The organism is Nitrospira sp. (assembly GCA_015709715.1).
Lineage (GTDB): Bacteria > Nitrospirota > Nitrospiria > Nitrospirales > Nitrospiraceae > Nitrospira_A.
In genome coordinates, this window is record CP054184.1 from 1179661 (window position 1) to 1199468 (window position 19808).

Consider the following 19808-nt stretch of genomic DNA (forward strand, 5'->3'; position numbering starts at 1 on the left):
CGCTACATGCCGGACGGTTTGTGCTCCCCCTCTTCTTGCTTTAGTCTGTCGAAGGCACGATCCGCATTCCCCTTGACCTGATCGGACGACGGTTGAGCCATTGGTTTCGGCCGCTCTTCGGCGCAACTCGTCGTCAACAGTCCTACCACAAGCAAACCGTCCAGCATCATCGCCAATCGCACGCCGCCCGTCATCCCCTCTCTCCGGTTGCCCATCATGCTCCTCCTTGGCTCACGATCATGCCTTGGGTCTCGATGCGTCATTATGGGGAACTCTCCGGAGACTCTCAACCCGTCGCCCCCCTCATTGACTGCCTAGAACAAAGGCGATATTCTCCGGCATTGCTCTTTCTGGAAAGGAACACGATGTCGCTACGTGACCGTCTGAGCGAGGATCTGAAATCGGCGATGAAGTCCAGAGACCAGCTGCGCATGGACGTGATCCGCATGATCAAGGCCGCCGTGCTGAATAAGGAAGTCGAGCTGAAGCAAGATCTTGACGATGCCGGCATGAGCCGGATCATGACCACGCTTATCAAGCAGAGACAGGAAGCAGCCGAGCAATACGAGAAGGGCCAACGACCTGACTTGGCCTCCAAGGAACGACAGGAAATCACCATCATCCAAAGCTACCTCCCGGCCCCCGTCGCAACTGAGGATCTCGCTCGAGTCGTCGCCGCCGTCATTACGGAAACCGGTGCCTCATCCCTCAAAGACATGGGACCGGTGATGAAGACGGTCCTGGCTCGTCTGGCCGGCCAGTCTGTCGACGGGAAAATCGTCAGCGACCTCGTCAAGGCGGCACTCAACCGGTAAGCCCCGCTGTCCCACTTAATCTTCCCTGCCATTTCACCGATAACGTGTCACCGGACCTCGGGCGTCTACGCCGCGTAAGTCCCATGAAGGGCGGTCCTCTCCGGGCCCCATACGGTATTCCGGCAGGAGGTTCCTGATGAGCATTCTGATCGTGGACGACTCACCGGATCAGCAGATCTTGCTGAGCGCCATCCTCAAAAAAGCCGGACACCGGGACGTAGTGGTCGCGGACTCAGCCGCGATCGCCTATGGCCACCTCGGCCTATCCGGCCACGCGACCGCTCCATCGACGGCGCCCATCGACCTGATCTTGATGGATTGCCTGATGCCCGGCACCGACGGCGTGGCCGCGACCCACCATATCAAGAGCCTCGAACACCTGCGTGATATCCCGATCATCGTCGTCACGGCCAAGACCGATCTGGACAACCTCCAGGCTGCCTTTACGGCCGGCGCCATGGACTTCATCACCAAACCGGTCAACAGCGTAGAGCTGCTCGCCCGTGTGAAATCGGCGCTGACCCTCAAACAGGAAATGGACTGCCGCAAGAGCCGCGAGCAGGAACTCCGCCGCAGCAATGAAGAACTCCAACGAGCCCTCCGCGAAGTGAAGGTGCTCAAAGGACTGGTCCCGATCTGCGCCTCGTGCAAAAAAATCCGGAACGATCAAGGCTTCTGGCAACAGTTGGAAGAGTATATTCAACAACATTCGGAGGCGGAGTTCAGTCACGGCCTCTGCACCCCCTGCATCAAAAAGCTTTACCCTGGCGTTTATACGGCCTAGCTGCTAGCATCCCCCCTACGACACATTCTCACGGAGGCCCCCTGCCATGGGTATCTTGATCGTCGATGATTCGGCGGACGATCGCCTGCTGATCCAATCCATTCTCGCGAATGCCGGCTACGAGGAGACGTTCGTAGCGGAATCCGCCGCAGCGGCGTTTCGCCTGTTGGGACTCGATGGCGGCCGCCAGATGACCAGCCGGATCGACCTGATCCTGATGGACATCCTCATGCCCTCGACCAGCGGCATTGAGGCCTGCCGGCAGATCAAGGCAGTCGAGCGGTATCGTGACGTGCCGATCATCATGGTAACGGTCAAGACCGATCCGGTCGATCTACAACTTGCCTTCGCGGCGGGCGCCGTCGATTATGTCGCCAAGCCCTTGAGCAAAATCGATCTCCTGACACGCGTCCGTTGCGTCCTGCGTCTGGTCCATGAAATCGAACGCCGCCGGGCACGCGAACAGGAATTGCTTGAAGTGATGCGCCAATTGCAGGAAGCCAATCAAATGCTGCTGCGGCTCTCGTGTCTCGACGGCTTGACCGGGATCACCAACCGACGGCAGTTCGACGACTTCCTGGATCAGGAATGGCGGCGCGCGGCGCGTGAATCGACGCCATTGTCCTTGATCATGCTCGATATCGATTACTTCAAAACCTATAACGACAGCCACGGCCACCAGGCTGGAGATGAGTGTCTGCGGCAGGTCGCGCATCTCATTTCCAGCCACGTGAACCGGCCAGGCGACTTGGTCGCGCGGTATGGCGGCGACGAGTTCGTGATCGTGCTGCCCGGCACGACGGTGGAAGGCGCCGGACAGGTAGCTGACACACTCAGGCGAAAGGTGGGCGAAGCGGAGATCACGTATTCCAAAGGAGATACCCTCACGATCAGCCTTGGATTCGCAAGCACGGTCCCCAGCCGGGTAGCGTCACCGACCGATCTCATTCGAGCGGCGGACCAGGCGCTGTATCAAGCCAAGCAAGAAGGGCGCAATCGGATCAAGCAAGCCGGCGTCCTTTCACTCGTCCATCACACCGACAAGGACTGAGGCACACGCGTTTGCAAGACCCGCATGCGCCGTAGACGATTGAACTCTACATGGCCAAATCAACGGCGCGCTCCCGGCAGGCCTCCCTCCCCGCTTCAAAACAACGGTCGACTCACCCTCCCTCAGCTTCCACCAGGCTCAAACAAGAGCAACTCGCCCGCGCTCGAGCGGAACGAGCGCTGCGGCGCGTCTCCCGTGAGTTAGAGCGTCGCGTAGCAGAGCTGCAGCGCGCAAAAGAGGCGGCCGAAGTCGCCAACCGCGCCAAGAGCGAATTCCTCGCGAGCATGAGCCATGAAATCCGCACCCCCATGAATGCCATCATCGGAATGGCCGACCTGTTGTGGGAAACCAGCCTGACGCCGGAACAGCGCAAGTATCTGCGGATTTTCCGCCGGGCCGGCACAAGCCTGCTGACCCTTATCAATGACATCCTGGATCTCTCGAAGGTCGAATCCGGTCGGTTGGACCTCGACCGCATTGAATTCGACCTCGCCGAATTGATCGACAAGGCTCTGGAGATGCTCGCGCTGCGGGCCGATGAGAAGAGCCTCGAACTGGTCTGCCATCTCTCGCAACAGGTACCCTGCCGGCTGATCGGTGACCCGAACCGCCTGTACCAGATTTTGCTCAACCTGCTCGGCAACGCGATCAAATTCACGGACAAGGGCTCGGTCGTGATGACCGTCACCAACGATCCGGACCACCAGGCCCCAGGCACCATTCGCTTCTCCGTCCAAGACACCGGTATCGGCATCCCCCCGGATAAGCTCACAATGATCTTTGAAACCTTCACGCAAGCTGATGGAGCCATCGCCCGCCGATACGGCGGAACCGAATTGGGGTTAGCGATCTCGCAACACCTGGCCAGGCTCATGAAGGGGCGGATCTGGGCCGAAAGTAGGGTTGGTGAGGGCAGCACCTTTCATTGTGTCGTTCGGCTGGACGTTCAGCCCCCCCACATGGACACAGCCGTAGCCGATACGATCGATCTGACGGGACTCTGCTGCCTCGTCGTGGATGATTACCCCACCAACCGGCTGATCCTCCGAGAGATGCTCTATGACTGGGGTGCGTCCGTGATCGAGGCTGAAAGCGGAGAACAGGCGCTGGAGCAGCTAGAAGGGGCACGGACTGCCCAGGCCCCGTTCAATCTCCTGCTGCTGGATTGTCGGATGCCGGGGCTCAGCGGTTTCGACGTGATCGAACGGATTCGTGCCGATGCAACCCTCCACGATCTCACCATCATCGTGCTGACGTCGGACCGGTGGGCCGACGACATTGCCAGAACCTATGATCTGGGACTAGGGGGTTACCTCGTCAAACCGATTCGACGCTCGGATCTCCGGCAAACCATCGGCATCGCCCTGGGACGCAACAGGCTGACCACACCGACACCGGCCGTGAACACCAGCCAGGTCCCCGCTCCCACAGTTCCTCTGCGGATTCTGTTGGTCGAGGATTCGCAAGACAACCAGGTCTTGATCCAGTCCTACTTGAAGCAGACGCCCCATCGACTGGAGCTCGCAGACGATGGCCACATCGGCGTGGCAAAATTCCAGAACGGCCACTACGATGTGATCCTCATGGACATGCAGATGCCCGTCATGGACGGATTGACGGCCACCAAGACCATCCGTCGATGGGAACGCGCACAGGGTCTTCCTCCCGTCCGCATCATCGCACTGACCGCCTTGGCGCTCAAAGAAGAGACCGCTCGCATCCTCCGGGCAGGCTGCGATGCCCATATGACCAAACCGGTCACGAAAGCCACGTTGCTGGAGACCCTCGCTGCGCAGGAAAGGATGCGGCCACGATGAACAACGGCCCGACCGAGCAGAACGAGGGAACGTCTATCGTACGGATCGACCCGGACCTGCAGGCCATCGTGCCGGGCTTTCTCGACAACCGGCGGCGGGACGTGGTCACGATCGAGCACTGTCTCAGGACGAAAGATCTCGAGACGATCCGCCTACTGGGCCACCGCATGAAAGGTGACGGCGGCGGCTATGGCTTCCCGCTCATCAGCGCCATCGGCCACCGGCTGGAACAGGCCGCTCTGAGGCAGGACCTCGTCGCGCTTGAAGCCACTCTGGCCCGGCTGCGGGATTTCCTTGCCCACGTCACCGTGATCTACGGGGCATAACCCCTCAACCGACTCCGTTCCAGAGTCTCACCCCTCGGAGAAATCGGCGAGTCAGGCTGTCAACGGGTGATGAATGTCTGGTTCGAACGGACTGACTATGAGCAGGAAAGAAAAAGAGTTTTATGCAGATTGAACTTTGGTGGAGGGCAGGGGAGTCGAACCCCCGACCCCTACGTTGCGAACGTAGTGCTCTCCCAACTGAGCTAGCCCCCCACGATATGTAGGCTGCGGACGGTTGTTACGAGGAAGGAGAAGGCGAGCGCCGTCTGATTAACCGCAGGCAAACCTGGGCGCAAGTGCACAGGTGTTCATTTCTGCGGAGGAGACGGGGAGAAAGGCCGACGCTCGCCCTCGCATCACTCAGGCGGCATTATACACAACACGCGCCCAGGTCTCCATACGAAGTTATGAATTTCCATAGGCCTTACGTCGGATAACGAAAACCGGTGGTTGCTTCTCCGATCCCGGCGACCGTGACCCGCCGCCCCTCCACTTTCAACCTACCCTCCGCGTAGAGCTGGATTGCGCGAGGGTACACCTGGTGCTCTTGCTCCAAGATTCGAGCTGCCAGACGATCCGGCGTATCCCCTTCCAAAACCGGCACGGCCGCCTGGATGATAATGGGGCCTTCATCGACCCCTTCGGTCACGAAGTGCACGGTGCAGCCTGCGATCTTGCAGCCATGTTCGATGGCCTTCTTCTGCACGTCGAGGCCCGGGAACGACGGCAACAACGACGGGTGGATGTTCATCATTCGGTTTTCGTAGGTCTTCACCAACACCCCGGTGACGATCTTCATGTAACCGGCCAGGAGCACGAGGTCCACTTCATATTTCTGCAGGATCTCCAGCACCGCCCGGTCATAGGCTTCGCGGCTGTCCGGACGTCCTGCGAAGGGCTTCGGGTCAAGCCACAGGGCCGTCACCCCATGCTTCCGAGCTCGTTCCAGACCGGCTGCATCCTGTTTGTTACTGAGCACGACGGCGATCTCCGCCGAGAGCGTGCCCCCCTCGATAGCATCGATGATGGCCTGGAGATTGGAGCCGCGCCCCGACAGCAGTACCGCAAGACGCAGCAGACGCGGCGACTCAGCCGACATAGTCCACTACCCCCTCTTCGGCCGCCTGGGTCACGATCTCTCCCATCCGATAGGCCCGATCGCCCAATTCAATCGCCTTCGCCATCACCTGGTCAGCATGTTCAGGCGCTACGACGAGAACCAAGCCGATGCCCATGTTGAACACCCGAGCCATTTCCTCCGCCGACACTCCACCCCGCTCTTGGATCAGGTGAAAGACAGGTAACACCGGCCACGCACCACGCTGAATCCGTGCTCCGCAATGCGGCGGGAACACCCGCGGCAGATTCTCCGTAATACCGCCGCCGGTGATGTGGGCAATGCCTTTGATGGGATAGGCCTCCGCCAGCGCCAAAATTTGCTTCGCGTAAATCCGCGTGGGGGTCAGGAGCGTGTCGCCCAAGGTTCCGCCCAGCTCCGGCACCTGGCTGTCGACCGTCAATCCGCTTTTTTCGAACAACACCTTCCGCACCAAGGAGAAACCGTTACTGTGGACACCCGTCGACGCGAGCCCGATGACGGCATCACCCGGCACGATGCCGCGCCCATCGATCATCTTGGAACGATCGACCACCCCGACGGCAAACCCGGCCAAATCGTATTCGCCGGCGGCATAAAACGACGGCATCTCCGCCGTCTCCCCGCCGATCAACGCGCAACCGGCCTGGCGGCAGCCTTCCGCAATGCCGCGCACGACGGCTTCGGCCGTCCCAAGCGACAGTTTCCCGGTCGCAAAGTAGTCGAGGAAAAACAGCGGCTCAGCGCCGCTGACCGCAATGTCGTTGACGCACATCGCAACCAAGTCAATGCCGACCGTGTCGTGCTTGTCCATGAGGAAGGCGATTTTCAGTTTGGTGCCGACGCCGTCGGTCCCTGAGACGAGGACCGGATCGCGATAGCGGTCGGCTTGAAACCGAAACAACCCTCCGAACCCGCCGAGATCGGTCAGGACTTCAGGACGGAAGGTGGCCCGCACATGTGGCTTGATACGTTCGACGAAGGCATCGCCGGCATCGATGTCGACCCCGGCCTCGCGATAGGTGGTCATAGGCGCCGCATCTTAGCGAGCCGACGGAGGGTGGGTCAATAAGAGTCTCACCGGCTTACTCAGCTTTCCGGACGCATCTCGACATCCAGCAGCTTGATTTTCCGATGGAGGTGACTGCGCTCGATTTTGAGGTCTTCCGCCGTGCGGGAAATGTTCCAATGGTGCTCGCGGAGTTTGCGGGCGATGAATTCCTTTTCAAAGGCATTACGAGCATCTCGCAAGGACTCATACGACCGCGTGAGTAACGAACTGGCGGGCTGGCCGCCGGAAACCGCCTGCGCCGCCGAGGGAGGACGGACCTGGAGCGCCAGCGACGCATGCGAGGCCTCGATCACGGGACCCGGCACCATGATCATGAGCCGTTCGATCAGGTTACGCAGTTCTCGAATGTTGCCCGGCCACTCATACTGCATAAACACATCCATGGCGTCCGGGGAGACCTGCTTGAGCTTGAGGCCCTGTTCCTCCGCATGGAGACGCAGGAAATGCTTCACCAACAGGGGAATGTCTTCGCGGCGATCTCGCAGGGTCGGCACCACGATCGGCACGACGTTCAGCCGGTAGAACAGGTCTTCCCGAAAGGTGCCCTTCTCGATTTCCTTCAGCAGGTCTTTATTGGAGGCCGCCAACACGCGCACATCGACCTTGCTCAGCTTCGTCCCTCCGACCCGCGTGAATTGCTGCTCTTGCAGGGCGCGCAACACCTTGGCCTGCGTACTCAGGCTCATATCGGCGATTTCATCGAGGAAGAGCGTCCCACCGTCGGCCTGTTCGAATTGACCGCGCTTCATCGAGGTGGCTCCGCTGAAGGCCCCTCGCTCATGCCCGAAGAGTTCGCTTTCGATCAAGGTTTCGGGAATTGCGGCACAGTTCACCGCCACGAACGGTCGCGTCGCCCTGGGGCTTTGTAGATGAATGGCTCGGGCCACCAGCTCTTTCCCGGTGCCGTTTTCGCCGCCGATCAAGACTCGACTGTTGGTCGGCCCCGCCGTCGCAATGATCTGTTTCAACTGCTGCATGGCCGGCGAGTTCCCCACCAGTTCGAATTTTCCCTCCACCTTGGTCCGAAGCCGACGATTCTCCTGCTCCAGCCGATGCTGATCTAGGGCATGTTTGACGCGGAGAGTCACATTCTCAAGCGACAGCGGCTTCTCGATATAGTCATAGGCGCCGAGCTTGATGGCCTTCACCGCGGTTTCGATAGACCCGTGCCCGGACATCATCATGACCTGCGTCTGCGGCACCAACTCGCGCAACCGTCGGAGCGTTTCCAGCCCATCCATTTCAGGCATCCAAATATCGAGCATCATCAACTCGGGGGGATTCGCTGCACAGAGCTTGAGCGCTTCGATGCCGCTCTTGGCCACGGTCACCTCATACCCTTCATCCTCCAGAATACTGCTCAAGGAATTCAGGATGGAGACTTCGTCGTCGACAATGAGAATAGAAGCAGCCATGTCTTCTCCATACTCCGTTCAGACCGGCAATTCGAAGGTAAACGACGCGCCCTTGGGCTGGTGATTTCCGGCATGGATCTGGCCGTCATGATCGGTCACGATGCGCCGCACGATCGCTAAACCCAACCCCGTACCCGTCTTCTTGCGGGAGAAGTAGGGAACGAACAGCCGCTCCTGATCCTCCGGCGCGATTCCCGTCCCCTCATCCGCCACCGTCACGACTGCCCGGCGCTGTTTCGTGTCGTACCGGGTGGTGATCCACAGACGCCCCTTGTGGTTCATCGCATGGATCCCGTTGTCGCACAGGTTCACCAGCGCGCGCTTGATCTGCTCCCGATCGAAGTTGAAGGCGGGTAGATCGGGATCGAGTTCCACGACGCAGTCGATCTCGCGATGGGCGCTCTGGTACAGGGCGACCACTTCCTTCACGACCTCATCCAGCGAGTTCAGCGTCATGTGGGGAGCCGGCATGCGGGCGAACTTTGAAAATTCGTCCAGCATCTGCTTCAGACTGCCGACTTCGTTGACGATCACCTGGGTGGATTCGTCGCAGATCCGGTCGAAGTCGGGGGCCTTGTCCTGAAATTTTTTTCGCAACCGCTGGGCCGAGAGCTGGATCGGCGTGAGCGGGTTCTTGATCTCATGGGCGATCCGTTGCGCCACCTCCCGCCAGGCCGCGGCTTTCTGGGCCTTGATCAGTTCAGACAGGTCTTCAAAAATCAACACGAAGCCCAAATCCTTGTTGGCTTCGTCCTTCATGCGCGAACAATGGACGCCGATCGTCAGGAACCTGCCCTGCAAGTCCAATTGGCCTTCGAGGGCGAGGTTGTCCCGATTGTCGGCCTGCATACGATCGTAGACGGATTGAAACAGTTCCAGCTTATACTCTTTGAAGACCTCGTTGGCCGGCCGTCCCCGAAAACGATCGGCCCAGAGGCCGAGGATGCGCTCCGCTGAAGGGTTGAAGGTGGTGATGATGCCCTGCCGGTCGATCGACAACAAACCCGCTGCGATCGTATCGACCACGGTTTCGATGTAGGCCCGGCGACGATCCAATTCCATGTTGGACTGCCGTAACGACACGTTGGCCTCTTCCACCTTGGATTTGCTGCTCTGCAGATCGGCGGTCATGCGGTTGAAGGATTCGACCAATGTTCCGATTTCATCCGTCGCCTTGACCTCGATGCGCACCGATAGGTCCCCCTGGGCAATGGCCTCCGTCGCCTCCGCGAGACGGTGAATGGGCACGGTAATGCCGCGCGCCACATAAAAACCGAACCAGGTGGCGCTGAAGAGGATCATGACGGTGATCACGGCGACCAGCAGGTAGGCGCCCGCCTTGATGGGATTCTTCATCGCCTTCATTTGCTTGTACTCGGCATACTGGCGGCCGATACTTTCCATCTTGCCGAGCAAGGATTCCGGCACGTAGGCATCCACCACCACGACGCCGTCGATCTCGCCGCGCCGGATGCTGGATGCGATCGGCACGCCCGCCCGGACCAACCGCCCGGTCTGCGCCTCCTGCACGGAGGTGAGTTCCTGCTTGCCGTTGATGACCTGCAGCACCAATTGGCCGATCGGCAGATCGAGCACCGAAACAGGCACTTCTGGATCCAACGCCTTTGTCAAGGTTTCCATCTTCGCGGAAAAGACCTCGATACCGGCCGTGGCATATTCCGCCCGTTTCCGGGTGATGGCGGCCACCAGGAGATCGCGCTGCTCCGGCGCCAACAGCTCCTCGCGAAAAATCTCGTGGCTGATGGCTCGCGCGCTGTTGATCGCCAGGGACACATGCCCGGCATGGTGCAGCCGGGCCACCTCGTAGGAGTCCTTCATCACATGTTCGATTTGGTCGTTGAACCAGACATCGACCGCCTTGTTGACCAACCCGCTGGCCACCAACGCCAGCAAGACGGTGGGGATGAGCGAAAAGCCGATGAAGGCGGCCACGAGCTTGGCACGAAACCCGGACCCGACAAGCCGATGGCGACGTTCGAAATAAGCCTTGATGAGGTTGCGCGAGAGCAGGAGGGTGAGGACCACGAAGCCGATCAGGTCGAGATTGACCAGCAGGAGGACGAAGGCATAGCCGGTGCTGGGGAGAAATGAATCGGACTCTTCGCCAAGCGGAATGGCTGTTTGAGCGTAATAGACGGTCAGGGCGAGGCAGGGCAGCAGGAGAATCAGGACGATCCAGACCGGCCGGACATGGCGTTTGCGCCGCTCGCTTTCGGCCGTCGCCGTTGCGGCCCCCTGCTTCTCGCGCACCACATCGGGCGGGACCAGCTTGGTCATGTCCATGGAATCCGGCACCGGCGCCCCCAGACTCGTATCGTGGCTCGTGAATCCTGCACCACTATAACCAATTCTTTGGAGAGTCTCAAAAGACGGATCGGGATGGTACGGGGGACAGGGGCTCGATGCGCGACAAGTCGTCGGCGAACGCAGGGAAGCTAGGGAGTGCGCAACGTCGACTTGCCCGAGGTGAGGGAGACGAATTTCATACGCAAGGCGTACAACATGTCGGTGATGACCGTCTGCTCATCCGCCGTGAGGTTCCCGCGCGTCTTCTCCTCCAACATGGACAGGATGTCGATCATTTCCTTGGCCTGCGGAAGGTTCAATGGCATCGCCGCTTGCTGGGGATCCAGCTGCTCCCCCATGAGCATGAGGGCCGAACTGCCCATGGAGATGACGAAGGAGGAAAAATTGACCGGCAGATGGCCGGCTGCGGCACCGGCATCGTGCCGTTCGTGAGCCTGTGGAGAGGAGGCGGGAGGAGGCTCGGGTTGCGGCGGCGTGGCCTCTTCACTCCGTCCCCGACGGTCACGAACGACGAATCCCTGTTCCTTCTCGTCACCCATGAAAGCGCCTCCATTGCTCAACTGGTAAAGCGGCCCGTACCCTACCATAGGGCCTAACCCTACGCAAGACAGGATGCCCGTTGAAGGTGTCCGCGAACTCAGCTAGAGTGCACCCTACCAGCCTGAAGGAATCATCGATGTCCGAACGGTTCGACCGAGTCGTCTCCATCATGGCCGCGTTGCGCGCTCCCGGAGGCTGCCCCTGGGATCGCAAGCAAACGCACGAATCGCTCAAACCCTATCTCATCGAAGAAACCTACGAGGCGCTCGACACGATCGACCGTCACGACTTCGCCAAGCTCAAGGAAGAATTGGGCGATGTCTTGCTGCAAGTCCTGTTTCACAGCCAGATCGGGTCTGAAGAGGGCACCTTCACCATCGACGACGTCCTCCAGCATTTGAGCGACAAATTGGTACGCCGCCATCCGCATGTGTTCGGGGAAGGAGCCGTCGGTCAGCCGGCGCTCAACGCCGATCAAGTCGTTCACCGCTGGGAAGACATCAAACGGGCCGAACGCCAAGATGCAGGTAAGCCGCAGTCCGTCCTGCACGACATTCCCCAGGCCCTCCCGGCCTTGCTACGGGCCTACCAGACTCAGGTCCGTGCCGCCCGCGCCGGCTTCGATTGGCCGGATAGCCCCCAGGGCCTGGCTGCGGTGCTCTCCAAAGTGGAGGAAGAGATTGCCGAACTGCGGGAGGCGGTGCATGAGACGGACACATCCACACAGCCGACGCCCCAGACCAGCGCGGAGCTGGGCGATCTTCTCTTTTCATTGGTGAACGTGGCTCGACATCTGAAGGTGAACCCCGAAGAGGCGCTTCGACAAGCGACGAACCGTTTCAGCAGCCGGTTTCGCCACATTGAAACCCAAGCGGAGCGGAACGGTCGCACCGTCGACGCACTCACGCCGGAGGAGATGGACCACTGGTGGGAAGAGGCCAAACGCCTTGAGCACAATGTTCAGCGGGAACTCCCGTCGCCCCACCCTGCGGCGGCGAGACAGGCAGAAACAGAGTCATGAGCGACGAGAATCCCTACCAAGAAGGCAAGCGGGCCGGCCTCCACCCCATGCTGGTGCTCTTCGGCGTCATTCTGGTGATGTGGCTGGTGATCAACTTGGCGGTGCCCAGCGGCAAACAGAAACAGGCGGCGGGCCCGGAAATTTCCCAGATCCCGATGGAGGATCCCGACGCCGCGCCGGTCATGTACAAGGCATCCGTCACCTTGACGGAGTTCAATGCGATCGGCATTCTCGTCCCCGCGCAGGTCACGACGAGCCAAGTCGTGAACCTGCTGAACCAATTCAAGCAGGCACGGCTGAATCAAACCCTACCCGGCCTGTTACCAGCGACCAGCCCCGGCCATAAACTCGGCGACCAGGCCGTGGGCGACCTCTACATCTTCTCCGATCCGAAGTATGCGACGGAGGAAGTCGTTCGCACCCTCGCGCGGGGAGCCCATGCCCCGGGTGACCTCTACCCCCAGGCCATTCCCTTCGAAGAGGCGATGGAACATGTACGCGGCCACTACCGCATCGACCTCAACGACACCAGCAACCCCGATACCGGCTCGGTCGGCTTCGCAGACGATTCGGGGGTCCACAGCCGTCAATACCGTCGTATTTTCTGACCTTCCCGGCCCCTACTATTCTGTTCAATTCTGAACCTACTATCCCCAGGCTCCATTTGGCCCTAAAGAATGACCCTAGGTGTTTCCCGATTCCACAATATATAGTGGATTATTTTCCATGACCCCCAATGCCTAAAACTTGTGCAGGCCGCTGAACAACCTTTCTCTGCAAGGCGGAAAGCCGCCATGCCTGAGTTGTTCACACATTTATCCACAGATTCTGTGCGTGGAGGAAGGGACTCAGAGGGCGAGCCCGACCGTCGCCGCGATCTCAGCGCGCAGGGTATCACGCTCCGCTTCGACCCAGGCTTCCAATTGCGGAAAGTATTGCGCAAGGGGTCCCGTAAAAGGCGGCAACAATACATCGCCGCGTTCCTGGAGAAACCCTTCGGCCTCGGCAATACGAAGCTTTTGATCACCGATCTTCCTGGAAAGCAATTTGTTGAGCAGCAGCTGCTGACCCGGGCTACCCGTCACATTGCCCACCAGCTTGGCTTTGACATAGTCCAATTCCTCGGCGAGTGCGATCTTCACCCGGACCGCATGCGTCGCCGCCCAGGTCGCCCGTTGAATGGAATAGTCATAGGACAGGACCGGCTCCCGAGGCTCGCGAAAGGGACCGGTCACGGTTGAAATGACGAGTTGATTGTTCATCATGAGTCGCTTCCTTTTCTTCGCTGTGCCGACAGGCACGCAGTCAGTACAGAGTTTCCAGATAGCGGAGCATCCGCGTCGCGGTCTCTGTCCCGTCACGGATACAGTCCGGAATCCCCACACCGCGATAAGCCGCGCCGGTCACCGCCAGTCCGCCGAATCGTGACAGGGCCGTCTCCAGTTGGGTCAGCCGATCGAGGTGGCCGATCGTGTATTGCGGCATGGCACGGTGCCACCGATTCACCTCGACATAGTGTGGGGAGGCCTGCAACCCTACGATGGAAGCCAGGTCGTCGCGCACGCAACGAATCAGGGCCTCGTCGTCGCGCTGTAAAATGGCCTCTCGTCCCACCCCACCGAGATAGCAACGCACCGACACCTCACTGAGCGGCGCACGATGCGGCCATTTCAGCGAGGTCCAGGTCGCCGCGATCAAATCCCGGCCTTCGATGCGCGGCACCACGAAACCGAAGCCCTCCAACCGGTCGCCGACCGCCTTGCCGTCATAGACCAACGAAATGGTTGCCGTCGAGGCATAGGGAATCATGTCCATCAAGCCGGCAGCCAAGGGCGTGAGCGGTCGGATCAACTCGGCGCTGATATAAGCCGGCGTTGCCAATACCAAGGCGTCCGCCGCGAGCGCAGTCCCGTCGCCGCAGATCACATCGTACTTCCAGCGCCCAGCGTGAGTCGATCGCACCCGCAAGGCCTCCGCTTGCACACCGGCCTTCAGCACACCACCCACCTGCCCGATCCTGGCAGCCAGGGCCTCCACCAAGTCGGCCAGCCCGTTTTTCAGCGTGACGAACATGGTATGCTGCGGGCCCTCGCCGGACGCCTGCTGCCCCCTGGCGCGCCGGGCCGCCATCATCCCCCGAATCACGCTGCCGTATGCCTGCTCCAACTCGTAAAATCGCGGAAAGGTTGCCCGCAGGCTCATCTGCTCGGCATCGCCTGCATAGATCCCCGCCATGAGCGGTTCCATGACTCGCTCGCAGGCATGGCGTCCGAACCGTCGGCGGAAAAAGGCCGCCAGCGACTCATCCTCGACCGCTCGGCGAGGCGGAATCAAGATATCGCACCCCATACGCGCGAGGTCGAGCCAGGACAACAAACCGCTGCGAAAGAATGGGCCGAGTTGGCTCGGCGTAAACGTCACCAGCCCTTCCGGCAACTCGTGCAACTGCCCACCCCACAGAACGCTGGCTTTCTTGGAAACCGGGTTGGTGTTGATCAGCTGATCGGCCAGCCCCAGCCGACGACAGAGGTCCATGGCCCAGGGTTTCTGGGAGAGGAAGGAGTCCGGCCCCGCTTCCATAACCAATTGCGCGACCCGGTGGGTCACGATTTTTCCACCCCACACTGGCGCCGCATCCAACAGCGTACAGGTCACGGGCAGATTCGCGGTCGCCGCCTGCTCCACAAGCGCGAGGGCCATGGAGAGTCCTGAGATTCCGCCACCGACGATGACGACTGACTTTGGGGTACGCGCCACAGGTGGTGCCGCTACTGGACCAGGGAGGACTCGTGAGCCTCCACCACCGACGCCAGGATGTCGATCAGCGGAGCCGAGGCATTCAACATGGGAATGCGCTCCAGATGCAGGCCCTTGTCGCGGGCCAGTTGCTTCAACTCGATGTCGATATCGAAGAGGGTTTCCACATGGTCACAAATGAACCCGATGGGGGCAATGAGCACATCACGCTGCCCCTCCCGCGCCAACTCATCGACCATCCCTTCCACCGCCGGCCCCAGCCACGGTTCGCCGGAGCGGCCCTGACTCTGGTAAGCAAAACGCGTCGGCTGATTGCCCAGTTCCCGGGTGACCGCCTGTACGGTTCCCGCCACCTCCTGTGGATAGGGGTCCCCCATCGCCACCACGCGTTCCGGCAGGCTATGCGCCGTGAACAGGACGGGGACCGTCGCTCGCACGTCTTCCGGAAATTGCGCCAGCACGCGGCGGATGTTCTCAACGATCGCCGCGATCAGCAAGGGGTGCCGATGCCAACTGGTGACATAACTCACGGGAAGCACACTCCCGAGCTCGACCCGCGCGTCCTCCACTTTTTTCATATAGGCGCCGATGCTGAGCGAGGAATATTGCGGAGCCATGCAGAGGCCGATGACGCGGTCCGGTTCGTCTTTGAGCAAGGCGGCATAGGCTTCTCTGATGTAAGGGTGCCAATGCCGTAAACCGACATAACAGCGATACCGCGTCCCACCCAGGCTATTCAGTCGGTCTTCCAGCGCCGCGGCCACCGTCCGGGTGATGTCGAGGACCGGCGATTTGCCGCCGGTAGCGCGATACCGCGCCCGAATCTCCTCCACCAATTCAGGCGGTGTAGGTCGTCCGCTTCGAACGTCCTTGAGGTAGGGTTCGACATTATCCAAGCAGTCCGGCCCCCCCATGGCCATGAGCAACAGAGCCACCGATTCTTGGGATCCAGCCATCCGACCCATCGTCATCGTCACTCTTTAACGCGCGCTGAGCTTGTGGACGAGATCGATGGCGGCAGCCACATGCTCGACCGGGGTACTGGGAAGAATGCCGTGGCCCAAGTTGAAGATATGCCCCGGGCGACCGGCAGCCCGACGGAGAATCTCCCTCACCCGCCGCTCGATTTCAGGAATCGGCCCGAACAGTGCGACCGGATCGAGATTCCCCTGCACGGCCCGGTCATGCCCTATGATGGCCCAGGCCTCGTCGAGGTGCACGCGCCAATCGACGCCGATCACGTCCCCCCCGGCTTCCCGCATCGCCTTCAGGATCGCCGTCGTACCGGTCCCGAAGTGAATGAGCGGCACCCCCTCGTGTTTCAGCCCGTCGAAAATCAGCTGCACGTGCGGCATGACATATTCGGCATAGTCGCCTGCGGAGAGACAACCTACCCAGCTATCGAATACCTGCACGGCTTGGGCCCCCGCCTTGATCTGGCGCCGTAAGTAGCCGGTGATGACGCGTGCGAACGTGTCCATCAACCGGTGCCACGCGGTCGGATCGACATACATCATCTGTTTCGTCCGAATGTAATTGCGGGAGCTTCCGCCTTCGATGGCGTAACTGGCTAGGGTGAAGGGCGCGCCGGCAAAGCCAATCAGCGGAACACGACCGGCCAAGGTGCGTCGAGTCAGACTGATCGCATCCATCACATACTGCAGGTCCTCGTCGCCGAGCATCCTGAGCCGCTCCACCGCCGCCCTGTCTCGGACGGGATTGTGGATCACCGGCCCCTCGCCTTCGGCAAACTCCAGCGACAACCCCATCGGTTCAAGCGGCAGCAAGATGTCGGCGAAAATAATCGCAGCATCAAGGGCGAACCGGTCGATAGGCTGGAGCGTGACCTCCGCCGCCAACTCCGGAGTCTTGCACAACTCCAGAATCGAATGTTTCTCGCGCAACCGCCGATACTCGACCATGTATCGGCCGGCCTGGCGCATGAACCACACGGGGGTGCAATCGACCGGCTCGCGCCGGCATGCTTTGAGAAATCGATCGTTCATAGTGGGGCGCATTGTAGTGGGGCAGTCTGAATGGAGTCAAACCATCGTCGGCACATCTGCGAGAATCACCCCCTTCCCTCCCTCTGCGCTCGTTTCGTAGGCAGGACTGCCGGCGAACGAAAAAATCTCAGGACATTTTCCCCGCGAAGTGTGTATAATCTTATCTCGTGTCGTCCACCCTGAGTCCTCTCGATCAGCCAACGGCACAACGACTGTCTGACAAGCATTCAGCGGCCTTCTCCGTCTGCCCGTCACGAGCGCCGCGATGAGACCGTAACGTCAGTGGGACCACGGCGCGACACCCTGTAGCTCCTCGTCGATTCCCACCCATGCAAATCTGGAGGTGGCATGAGTAGTGACCTGCATCCGCTCACCCTACCCGAAACCGGTGAGCTTTCAAATCCTGTCGGTGAGGTCTCGAAACCCGAAGTCCCGACAAAGGGTACGGCTCCCTGGATTTCCGTCATGCGCTGGTTCGACTCGTGGGCAGGCCTCGAAGAGGCCCGTACCGATGCCCCGGCGACCGTCGACTGGGTCAGGGCCATCCCGCTCATCACAGTGCACCTCATCTGCCTGGGTGTGTTCATCGTCGGCTGGAGTTGGACGGCGGTCGGGGTCGCCGCAGCGTTCTACTTCGTCCGCATGTTCGCCATCACCGGCTGGTACCATCGCTATTTCTCGCACCGCACCTTCAAGACCTCGCGGGCCTGCCAGTTCGCCTTCGCGTTACTCGGCGCCTCCTGTGCACAGCGCGGTCCGCTGTGGTGGGCGGGGCACCATCGTCACCATCACATCTACTCGGACAAGCCGGAGGACGTACACTCCGTCCGCCAAGGCGGCTTCCTCTGGGCCCATATCGGCTGGATCACGTCGGAGAAGTTTTTCCCGCCGCGACTCAAGAGCATCGGCGACTTCGCAAAGTTCCCGGAGCTGCGATTCCTGGACCGGTTCGACACCCTCGTCCCGATCATCTGTGGGTTCGGCATGTTCGGCCTCGGCAAGCTGTTGGAAACCTATGCGCCCGGCCTGGGCACCAACGGACCGCAAATGCTCATCTGGGGCTTCTTCGTCTCGACCGTCGCGCTGCTGCATGGAACCTGTACCATCAACTCCCTGTCCCATGTCTATGGCACCCAACGGTACAAGACCGGCGACGACAGCAAGAACAACTTCATCCTGGCCCTTATCACGTTGGGCGAGGGCTGGCACAACAATCACCACTACTATGCGGCGTCGACCCGTCAGGGGTTCTACTGGTGGGAGATCGATATTACCTACTACATGCTGCGGGCGATGCAGGCGGTCGGGTTGATCTGGGATGTCCGAGACGTGCCGGTGCACGTACGGGAAGGCAAGAACAAAATTCGCTAAGCGTGATGGAACGGGCGGGCGCTTCACGCCCGCCCGTCGCTCGCACTCACCCCCACTCTGCTGCGTCGTCTCTCCGCTCCGTCCGACCATAGCGCGACGCTAACCGCGCCCGAATGTCCCGACTGATCGGATCCAGTGTCGCCGCTTCTTCCGCCGTCACGATCCATGCATCCTCCGACGCCAACTCGATACGGTAGTGCTGCTTTCTGATCGAGAACCATTCGATGTAGGGATGCGGCACCAGGTTCGGATGCGGATCGAATGAAATGAGACTCACATCGCCGATCTGCGGAATCTCGACCTCACTCAGGACGTGGCCGGCCAGGTCTTCATCGGCAAACCGGCTGTTCGTGAAACGAATCATCGTGCCAGCGATTTCCCCACGACAGTTGCCGACGAGATAGAATTCGACAGGGCCCAACACCGCAAACGTCATACGTCCCACCACAGTGCCTTCTTCCCGGTTATCGAGGAACCCCTCCTGCACCCATCGTCCATTGCCGAATTTCTGAGCCACCTCATCCTCCCTTAGCGCGTCACGGCTCAGGCTCGCTCTTTGCCCAGGATCCGAACAAGACCCCTCCCAGGATCATCGCGCTGCCGAACCAGCCCTGCACATCCAACGATTCACCCAGAAAATACCAGGCCAACCAGGCGGCGATCGCCGGCTCCGCGGCAAACAGCAAGGCCACCTGCTGAGCCGGCAGAAGCCGCTGCACCCACATCTGCACGGCGAAGGCCCCCGTCGCCAGCAACCCCGTGACTGACAACCCGACCAACAGGGCCCGCGTCGGCTCGAAGGCCGCACGCGACGGTACTTCCCACCACATAGCCGCAAAGAGCGCGACTGTCATGAACAGCAATTGCCACAGGAACAGGGATACTGAATCGGCCACCCGCGTATACCGCTCCAAGCAGGCGATGTGGGCGGCGAACGTCGCCGCGCTTCCCAAGGTCAATAGGTCACCGAGGTTGGCGGATGCCGTCGGCCGGACCAAAATCCAGAGGCCGACCATCGCGATAGCGTTGGCCAGCCACGTCCGCGCGCTCAGTCGCCGCAGATAGAGCGGCACGAACACGACGTACAGCACCGTGATGAAGGCGGAATTGGAAGCCGTGGTCCACTTCAGCCCGACCGTTTGGAGGACATACCCGAGAAAGAGCCACCCGGTCGCGATCAAGCTGGTGCGGAGCGTGAGGGCGTCCAGCACCAGACGACGCCGCACGCCCCACAGCACCAACGAAACGGCAGTAAGTCCCAGTAGAAATCGCAGGAAGAGAAAGGCGAGCGGAGGGATTTGTTCAAGGGCGGCCTTCGTCGCTGGAAACGTGGCCCCCCACACGACGGTGGTGAGGAGCAGCGCAAGTTGAGGCATGGTCGAACAGGATTCGGTCAGTGTGGCACGGCC

20 protein-coding genes and 1 tRNA gene are annotated in these 19808 nt (G+C 60.6%); 8 read left to right on the forward strand and 13 right to left on the reverse strand.

The window, feature by feature from the left end; translation table 11 throughout:
- Positions 1 to 2: 2 nt before the first annotated feature.
- Entirely contained in the window at positions 3 to 218 is a 216-nt protein-coding gene (locus HRU82_05595; GenBank protein QOJ34452.1) for a hypothetical protein, read from the reverse strand.
- A 147-nt stretch (positions 219 to 365) separates the two neighbouring features.
- Between HRU82_05595 and HRU82_05600 the strand changes: the two genes are divergently transcribed.
- The 5 genes from HRU82_05600 (at position 366) to HRU82_05620 (ending at position 4793) form a co-directional block, all read left to right on the forward strand.
- Complete coding sequence (locus HRU82_05600) at positions 366 to 815, forward strand: GatB/YqeY domain-containing protein (protein QOJ34453.1); 450 nt, start codon at positions 366 to 368, stop codon at positions 813 to 815.
- Between the two features lie 136 nt (positions 816 to 951).
- Positions 952 to 1599: a response regulator gene (locus tag HRU82_05605; protein QOJ34454.1), complete on the forward strand. Its 648-nt coding sequence runs from the start codon at positions 952 to 954 to the stop codon at positions 1597 to 1599.
- A gap of 46 nt (positions 1600 to 1645) precedes the next feature.
- Positions 1646 to 2650 (forward strand): diguanylate cyclase, encoded by a 1005-nt coding sequence (locus HRU82_05610; protein ID QOJ34455.1) that lies wholly within the window; start codon positions 1646 to 1648, stop codon positions 2648 to 2650.
- A 50-nt stretch (positions 2651 to 2700) separates the two neighbouring features.
- Complete coding sequence (locus tag HRU82_05615) at positions 2701 to 4467, forward strand: response regulator (protein QOJ34456.1); 1767 nt, start codon at positions 2701 to 2703, stop codon at positions 4465 to 4467.
- Positions 4464 to 4793, forward strand: coding sequence for an Hpt domain-containing protein (locus HRU82_05620; protein ID QOJ34457.1), 330 nt, complete (start codon positions 4464 to 4466; stop codon positions 4791 to 4793). The genes HRU82_05615 and HRU82_05620 overlap by 4 nt, the downstream gene beginning before the upstream one ends.
- A 137-nt stretch (positions 4794 to 4930) precedes the next feature.
- On the opposite strand, the gene HRU82_05625 is transcribed toward HRU82_05620, so the two are convergent.
- From HRU82_05625 to HRU82_05650, 6 genes are all read right to left on the reverse strand, one after another.
- Positions 4931 to 5006, reverse strand: a tRNA-Ala gene (locus HRU82_05625).
- 211 nt (positions 5007 to 5217) lie between these two features.
- Complete coding sequence (locus tag HRU82_05630) at positions 5218 to 5892, reverse strand: phosphoribosylglycinamide formyltransferase (protein QOJ34458.1); 675 nt, start codon at positions 5890 to 5892, stop codon at positions 5218 to 5220.
- Positions 5882 to 6919: a phosphoribosylformylglycinamidine cyclo-ligase gene (locus tag HRU82_05635; protein QOJ34459.1), complete on the reverse strand. Its 1038-nt coding sequence runs from the start codon at positions 6917 to 6919 to the stop codon at positions 5882 to 5884. The genes HRU82_05630 and HRU82_05635 overlap by 11 nt, the downstream gene beginning before the upstream one ends.
- 59 nt (positions 6920 to 6978) lie before the next feature.
- Positions 6979 to 8376, reverse strand: a complete 1398-nt coding sequence (locus HRU82_05640) for a sigma-54-dependent Fis family transcriptional regulator (GenBank protein QOJ34460.1) — start codon at positions 8374 to 8376, stop codon at positions 6979 to 6981.
- An 18-nt stretch (positions 8377 to 8394) separates the two neighbouring features.
- Positions 8395 to 10674, reverse strand: coding sequence for a HAMP domain-containing protein (locus HRU82_05645; GenBank protein ID QOJ34461.1), 2280 nt, complete (start codon positions 10672 to 10674; stop codon positions 8395 to 8397).
- 158 nt (positions 10675 to 10832) lie between these two features.
- Positions 10833 to 11243 (reverse strand): DUF1844 domain-containing protein, encoded by a 411-nt coding sequence (locus HRU82_05650; GenBank protein ID QOJ34462.1) that lies wholly within the window; start codon positions 11241 to 11243, stop codon positions 10833 to 10835.
- A gap of 137 nt (positions 11244 to 11380) precedes the next feature.
- On the opposite strand from HRU82_05650, the gene mazG reads away from it, so the two are divergent.
- A complete protein-coding gene (gene mazG, locus HRU82_05655) occupies positions 11381 to 12265 on the forward strand; it encodes a nucleoside triphosphate pyrophosphohydrolase (protein ID QOJ34463.1) in 885 nt (294 codons plus the stop codon).
- Positions 12262 to 12873, forward strand: coding sequence for a hypothetical protein (locus HRU82_05660; protein QOJ34464.1), 612 nt, complete (start codon positions 12262 to 12264; stop codon positions 12871 to 12873). Before mazG ends, HRU82_05660 begins: the two co-directional genes overlap by 4 nt.
- A 240-nt stretch (positions 12874 to 13113) precedes the next feature.
- On the opposite strand, the gene HRU82_05665 is transcribed toward HRU82_05660, so the two are convergent.
- Genes HRU82_05665 through hemE form a run of 4 tightly spaced genes read right to left on the reverse strand, consistent with a single transcriptional unit; the run spans position 13114 to position 17028 of the window.
- The gene (locus tag HRU82_05665) at positions 13114 to 13530 is read right to left on the reverse strand and encodes a hypothetical protein (protein ID QOJ34465.1); all 417 of its coding nucleotides are present in this window, start codon (positions 13528 to 13530) and stop codon (positions 13114 to 13116) included.
- A 40-nt stretch (positions 13531 to 13570) separates the two neighbouring features.
- Positions 13571 to 15022 carry a protoporphyrinogen oxidase gene (gene hemG / locus HRU82_05670; GenBank protein QOJ34466.1) on the reverse strand — a complete coding sequence of 484 codons (1452 nt, stop codon included), beginning with the start codon at positions 15020 to 15022 and terminating at the stop codon, positions 13571 to 13573.
- Positions 15023 to 15033: 11 nt separating this feature from the next.
- Positions 15034 to 15978, reverse strand: a complete 945-nt coding sequence (locus HRU82_05675; GenBank protein ID QOJ34467.1) for a ferrochelatase — start codon at positions 15976 to 15978, stop codon at positions 15034 to 15036.
- Positions 15979 to 16002: 24 nt separating this feature from the next.
- Positions 16003 to 17028, reverse strand: a complete 1026-nt coding sequence (gene hemE / locus HRU82_05680; protein QOJ34468.1) for a uroporphyrinogen decarboxylase — start codon at positions 17026 to 17028, stop codon at positions 16003 to 16005.
- Positions 17029 to 17376: 348 nt separating this feature from the next.
- Between hemE and HRU82_05685 the strand changes: the two genes are divergently transcribed.
- On the forward strand, positions 17377 to 18399 hold the full coding sequence (locus HRU82_05685) for an acyl-CoA desaturase (protein ID QOJ34469.1): 1023 nt from the start codon (positions 17377 to 17379) through the stop codon (positions 18397 to 18399).
- Positions 18400 to 18445: 46 nt separating this feature from the next.
- Here HRU82_05685 and HRU82_05690 read toward each other — a convergent pair whose 3' ends face one another.
- Positions 18446 to 18916 carry a hypothetical protein gene (locus HRU82_05690; protein QOJ34470.1) on the reverse strand — a complete coding sequence of 157 codons (471 nt, stop codon included), beginning with the start codon at positions 18914 to 18916 and terminating at the stop codon, positions 18446 to 18448.
- 19 nt (positions 18917 to 18935) lie between these two features.
- Positions 18936 to 19775, reverse strand: a complete 840-nt coding sequence (locus HRU82_05695; GenBank protein QOJ34471.1) for a DMT family transporter — start codon at positions 19773 to 19775, stop codon at positions 18936 to 18938.
- Positions 19776 to 19808: the final 33 nt, after the last annotated feature.

Coding starts and splice junctions, on each gene's coding strand:
- HRU82_05595 (QOJ34452.1), bottom strand. CDS start 218: ATGATGGGCAACCGGAGAGAGGGGATGACGGGCGGCGTGCGATTGGCG.
- HRU82_05600 (QOJ34453.1), top strand. CDS start 366: ATGTCGCTACGTGACCGTCTGAGCGAGGATCTGAAATCGGCGATGAAG.
- HRU82_05605 (QOJ34454.1), top strand. CDS start 952: ATGAGCATTCTGATCGTGGACGACTCACCGGATCAGCAGATCTTGCTG.
- HRU82_05610 (QOJ34455.1), top strand. CDS start 1,646: ATGGGTATCTTGATCGTCGATGATTCGGCGGACGATCGCCTGCTGATC.
- HRU82_05615 (QOJ34456.1), top strand. CDS start 2,701: ATGGCCAAATCAACGGCGCGCTCCCGGCAGGCCTCCCTCCCCGCTTCA.
- HRU82_05620 (QOJ34457.1), top strand. CDS start 4,464: ATGAACAACGGCCCGACCGAGCAGAACGAGGGAACGTCTATCGTACGG.
- HRU82_05630 (QOJ34458.1), bottom strand. CDS start 5,892: ATGTCGGCTGAGTCGCCGCGTCTGCTGCGTCTTGCGGTACTGCTGTCG.
- HRU82_05635 (QOJ34459.1), bottom strand. CDS start 6,919: ATGACCACCTATCGCGAGGCCGGGGTCGACATCGATGCCGGCGATGCC.
- HRU82_05640 (QOJ34460.1), bottom strand. CDS start 8,376: ATGGCTGCTTCTATTCTCATTGTCGACGACGAAGTCTCCATCCTGAAT.
- HRU82_05645 (QOJ34461.1), bottom strand. CDS start 10,674: ATGACCAAGCTGGTCCCGCCCGATGTGGTGCGCGAGAAGCAGGGGGCC.
- HRU82_05650 (QOJ34462.1), bottom strand. CDS start 11,243: ATGGGTGACGAGAAGGAACAGGGATTCGTCGTTCGTGACCGTCGGGGA.
- mazG (QOJ34463.1), top strand. CDS start 11,381: ATGTCCGAACGGTTCGACCGAGTCGTCTCCATCATGGCCGCGTTGCGC.
- HRU82_05660 (QOJ34464.1), top strand. CDS start 12,262: ATGAGCGACGAGAATCCCTACCAAGAAGGCAAGCGGGCCGGCCTCCAC.
- HRU82_05665 (QOJ34465.1), bottom strand. CDS start 13,530: ATGATGAACAATCAACTCGTCATTTCAACCGTGACCGGTCCCTTTCGC.
- HRU82_05675 (QOJ34467.1), bottom strand. CDS start 15,978: ATGGCTGGATCCCAAGAATCGGTGGCTCTGTTGCTCATGGCCATGGGG.
- hemE (QOJ34468.1), bottom strand. CDS start 17,028: ATGAACGATCGATTTCTCAAAGCATGCCGGCGCGAGCCGGTCGATTGC.
- HRU82_05685 (QOJ34469.1), top strand. CDS start 17,377: ATGAGTAGTGACCTGCATCCGCTCACCCTACCCGAAACCGGTGAGCTT.
- HRU82_05695 (QOJ34471.1), bottom strand. CDS start 19,775: ATGCCTCAACTTGCGCTGCTCCTCACCACCGTCGTGTGGGGGGCCACG.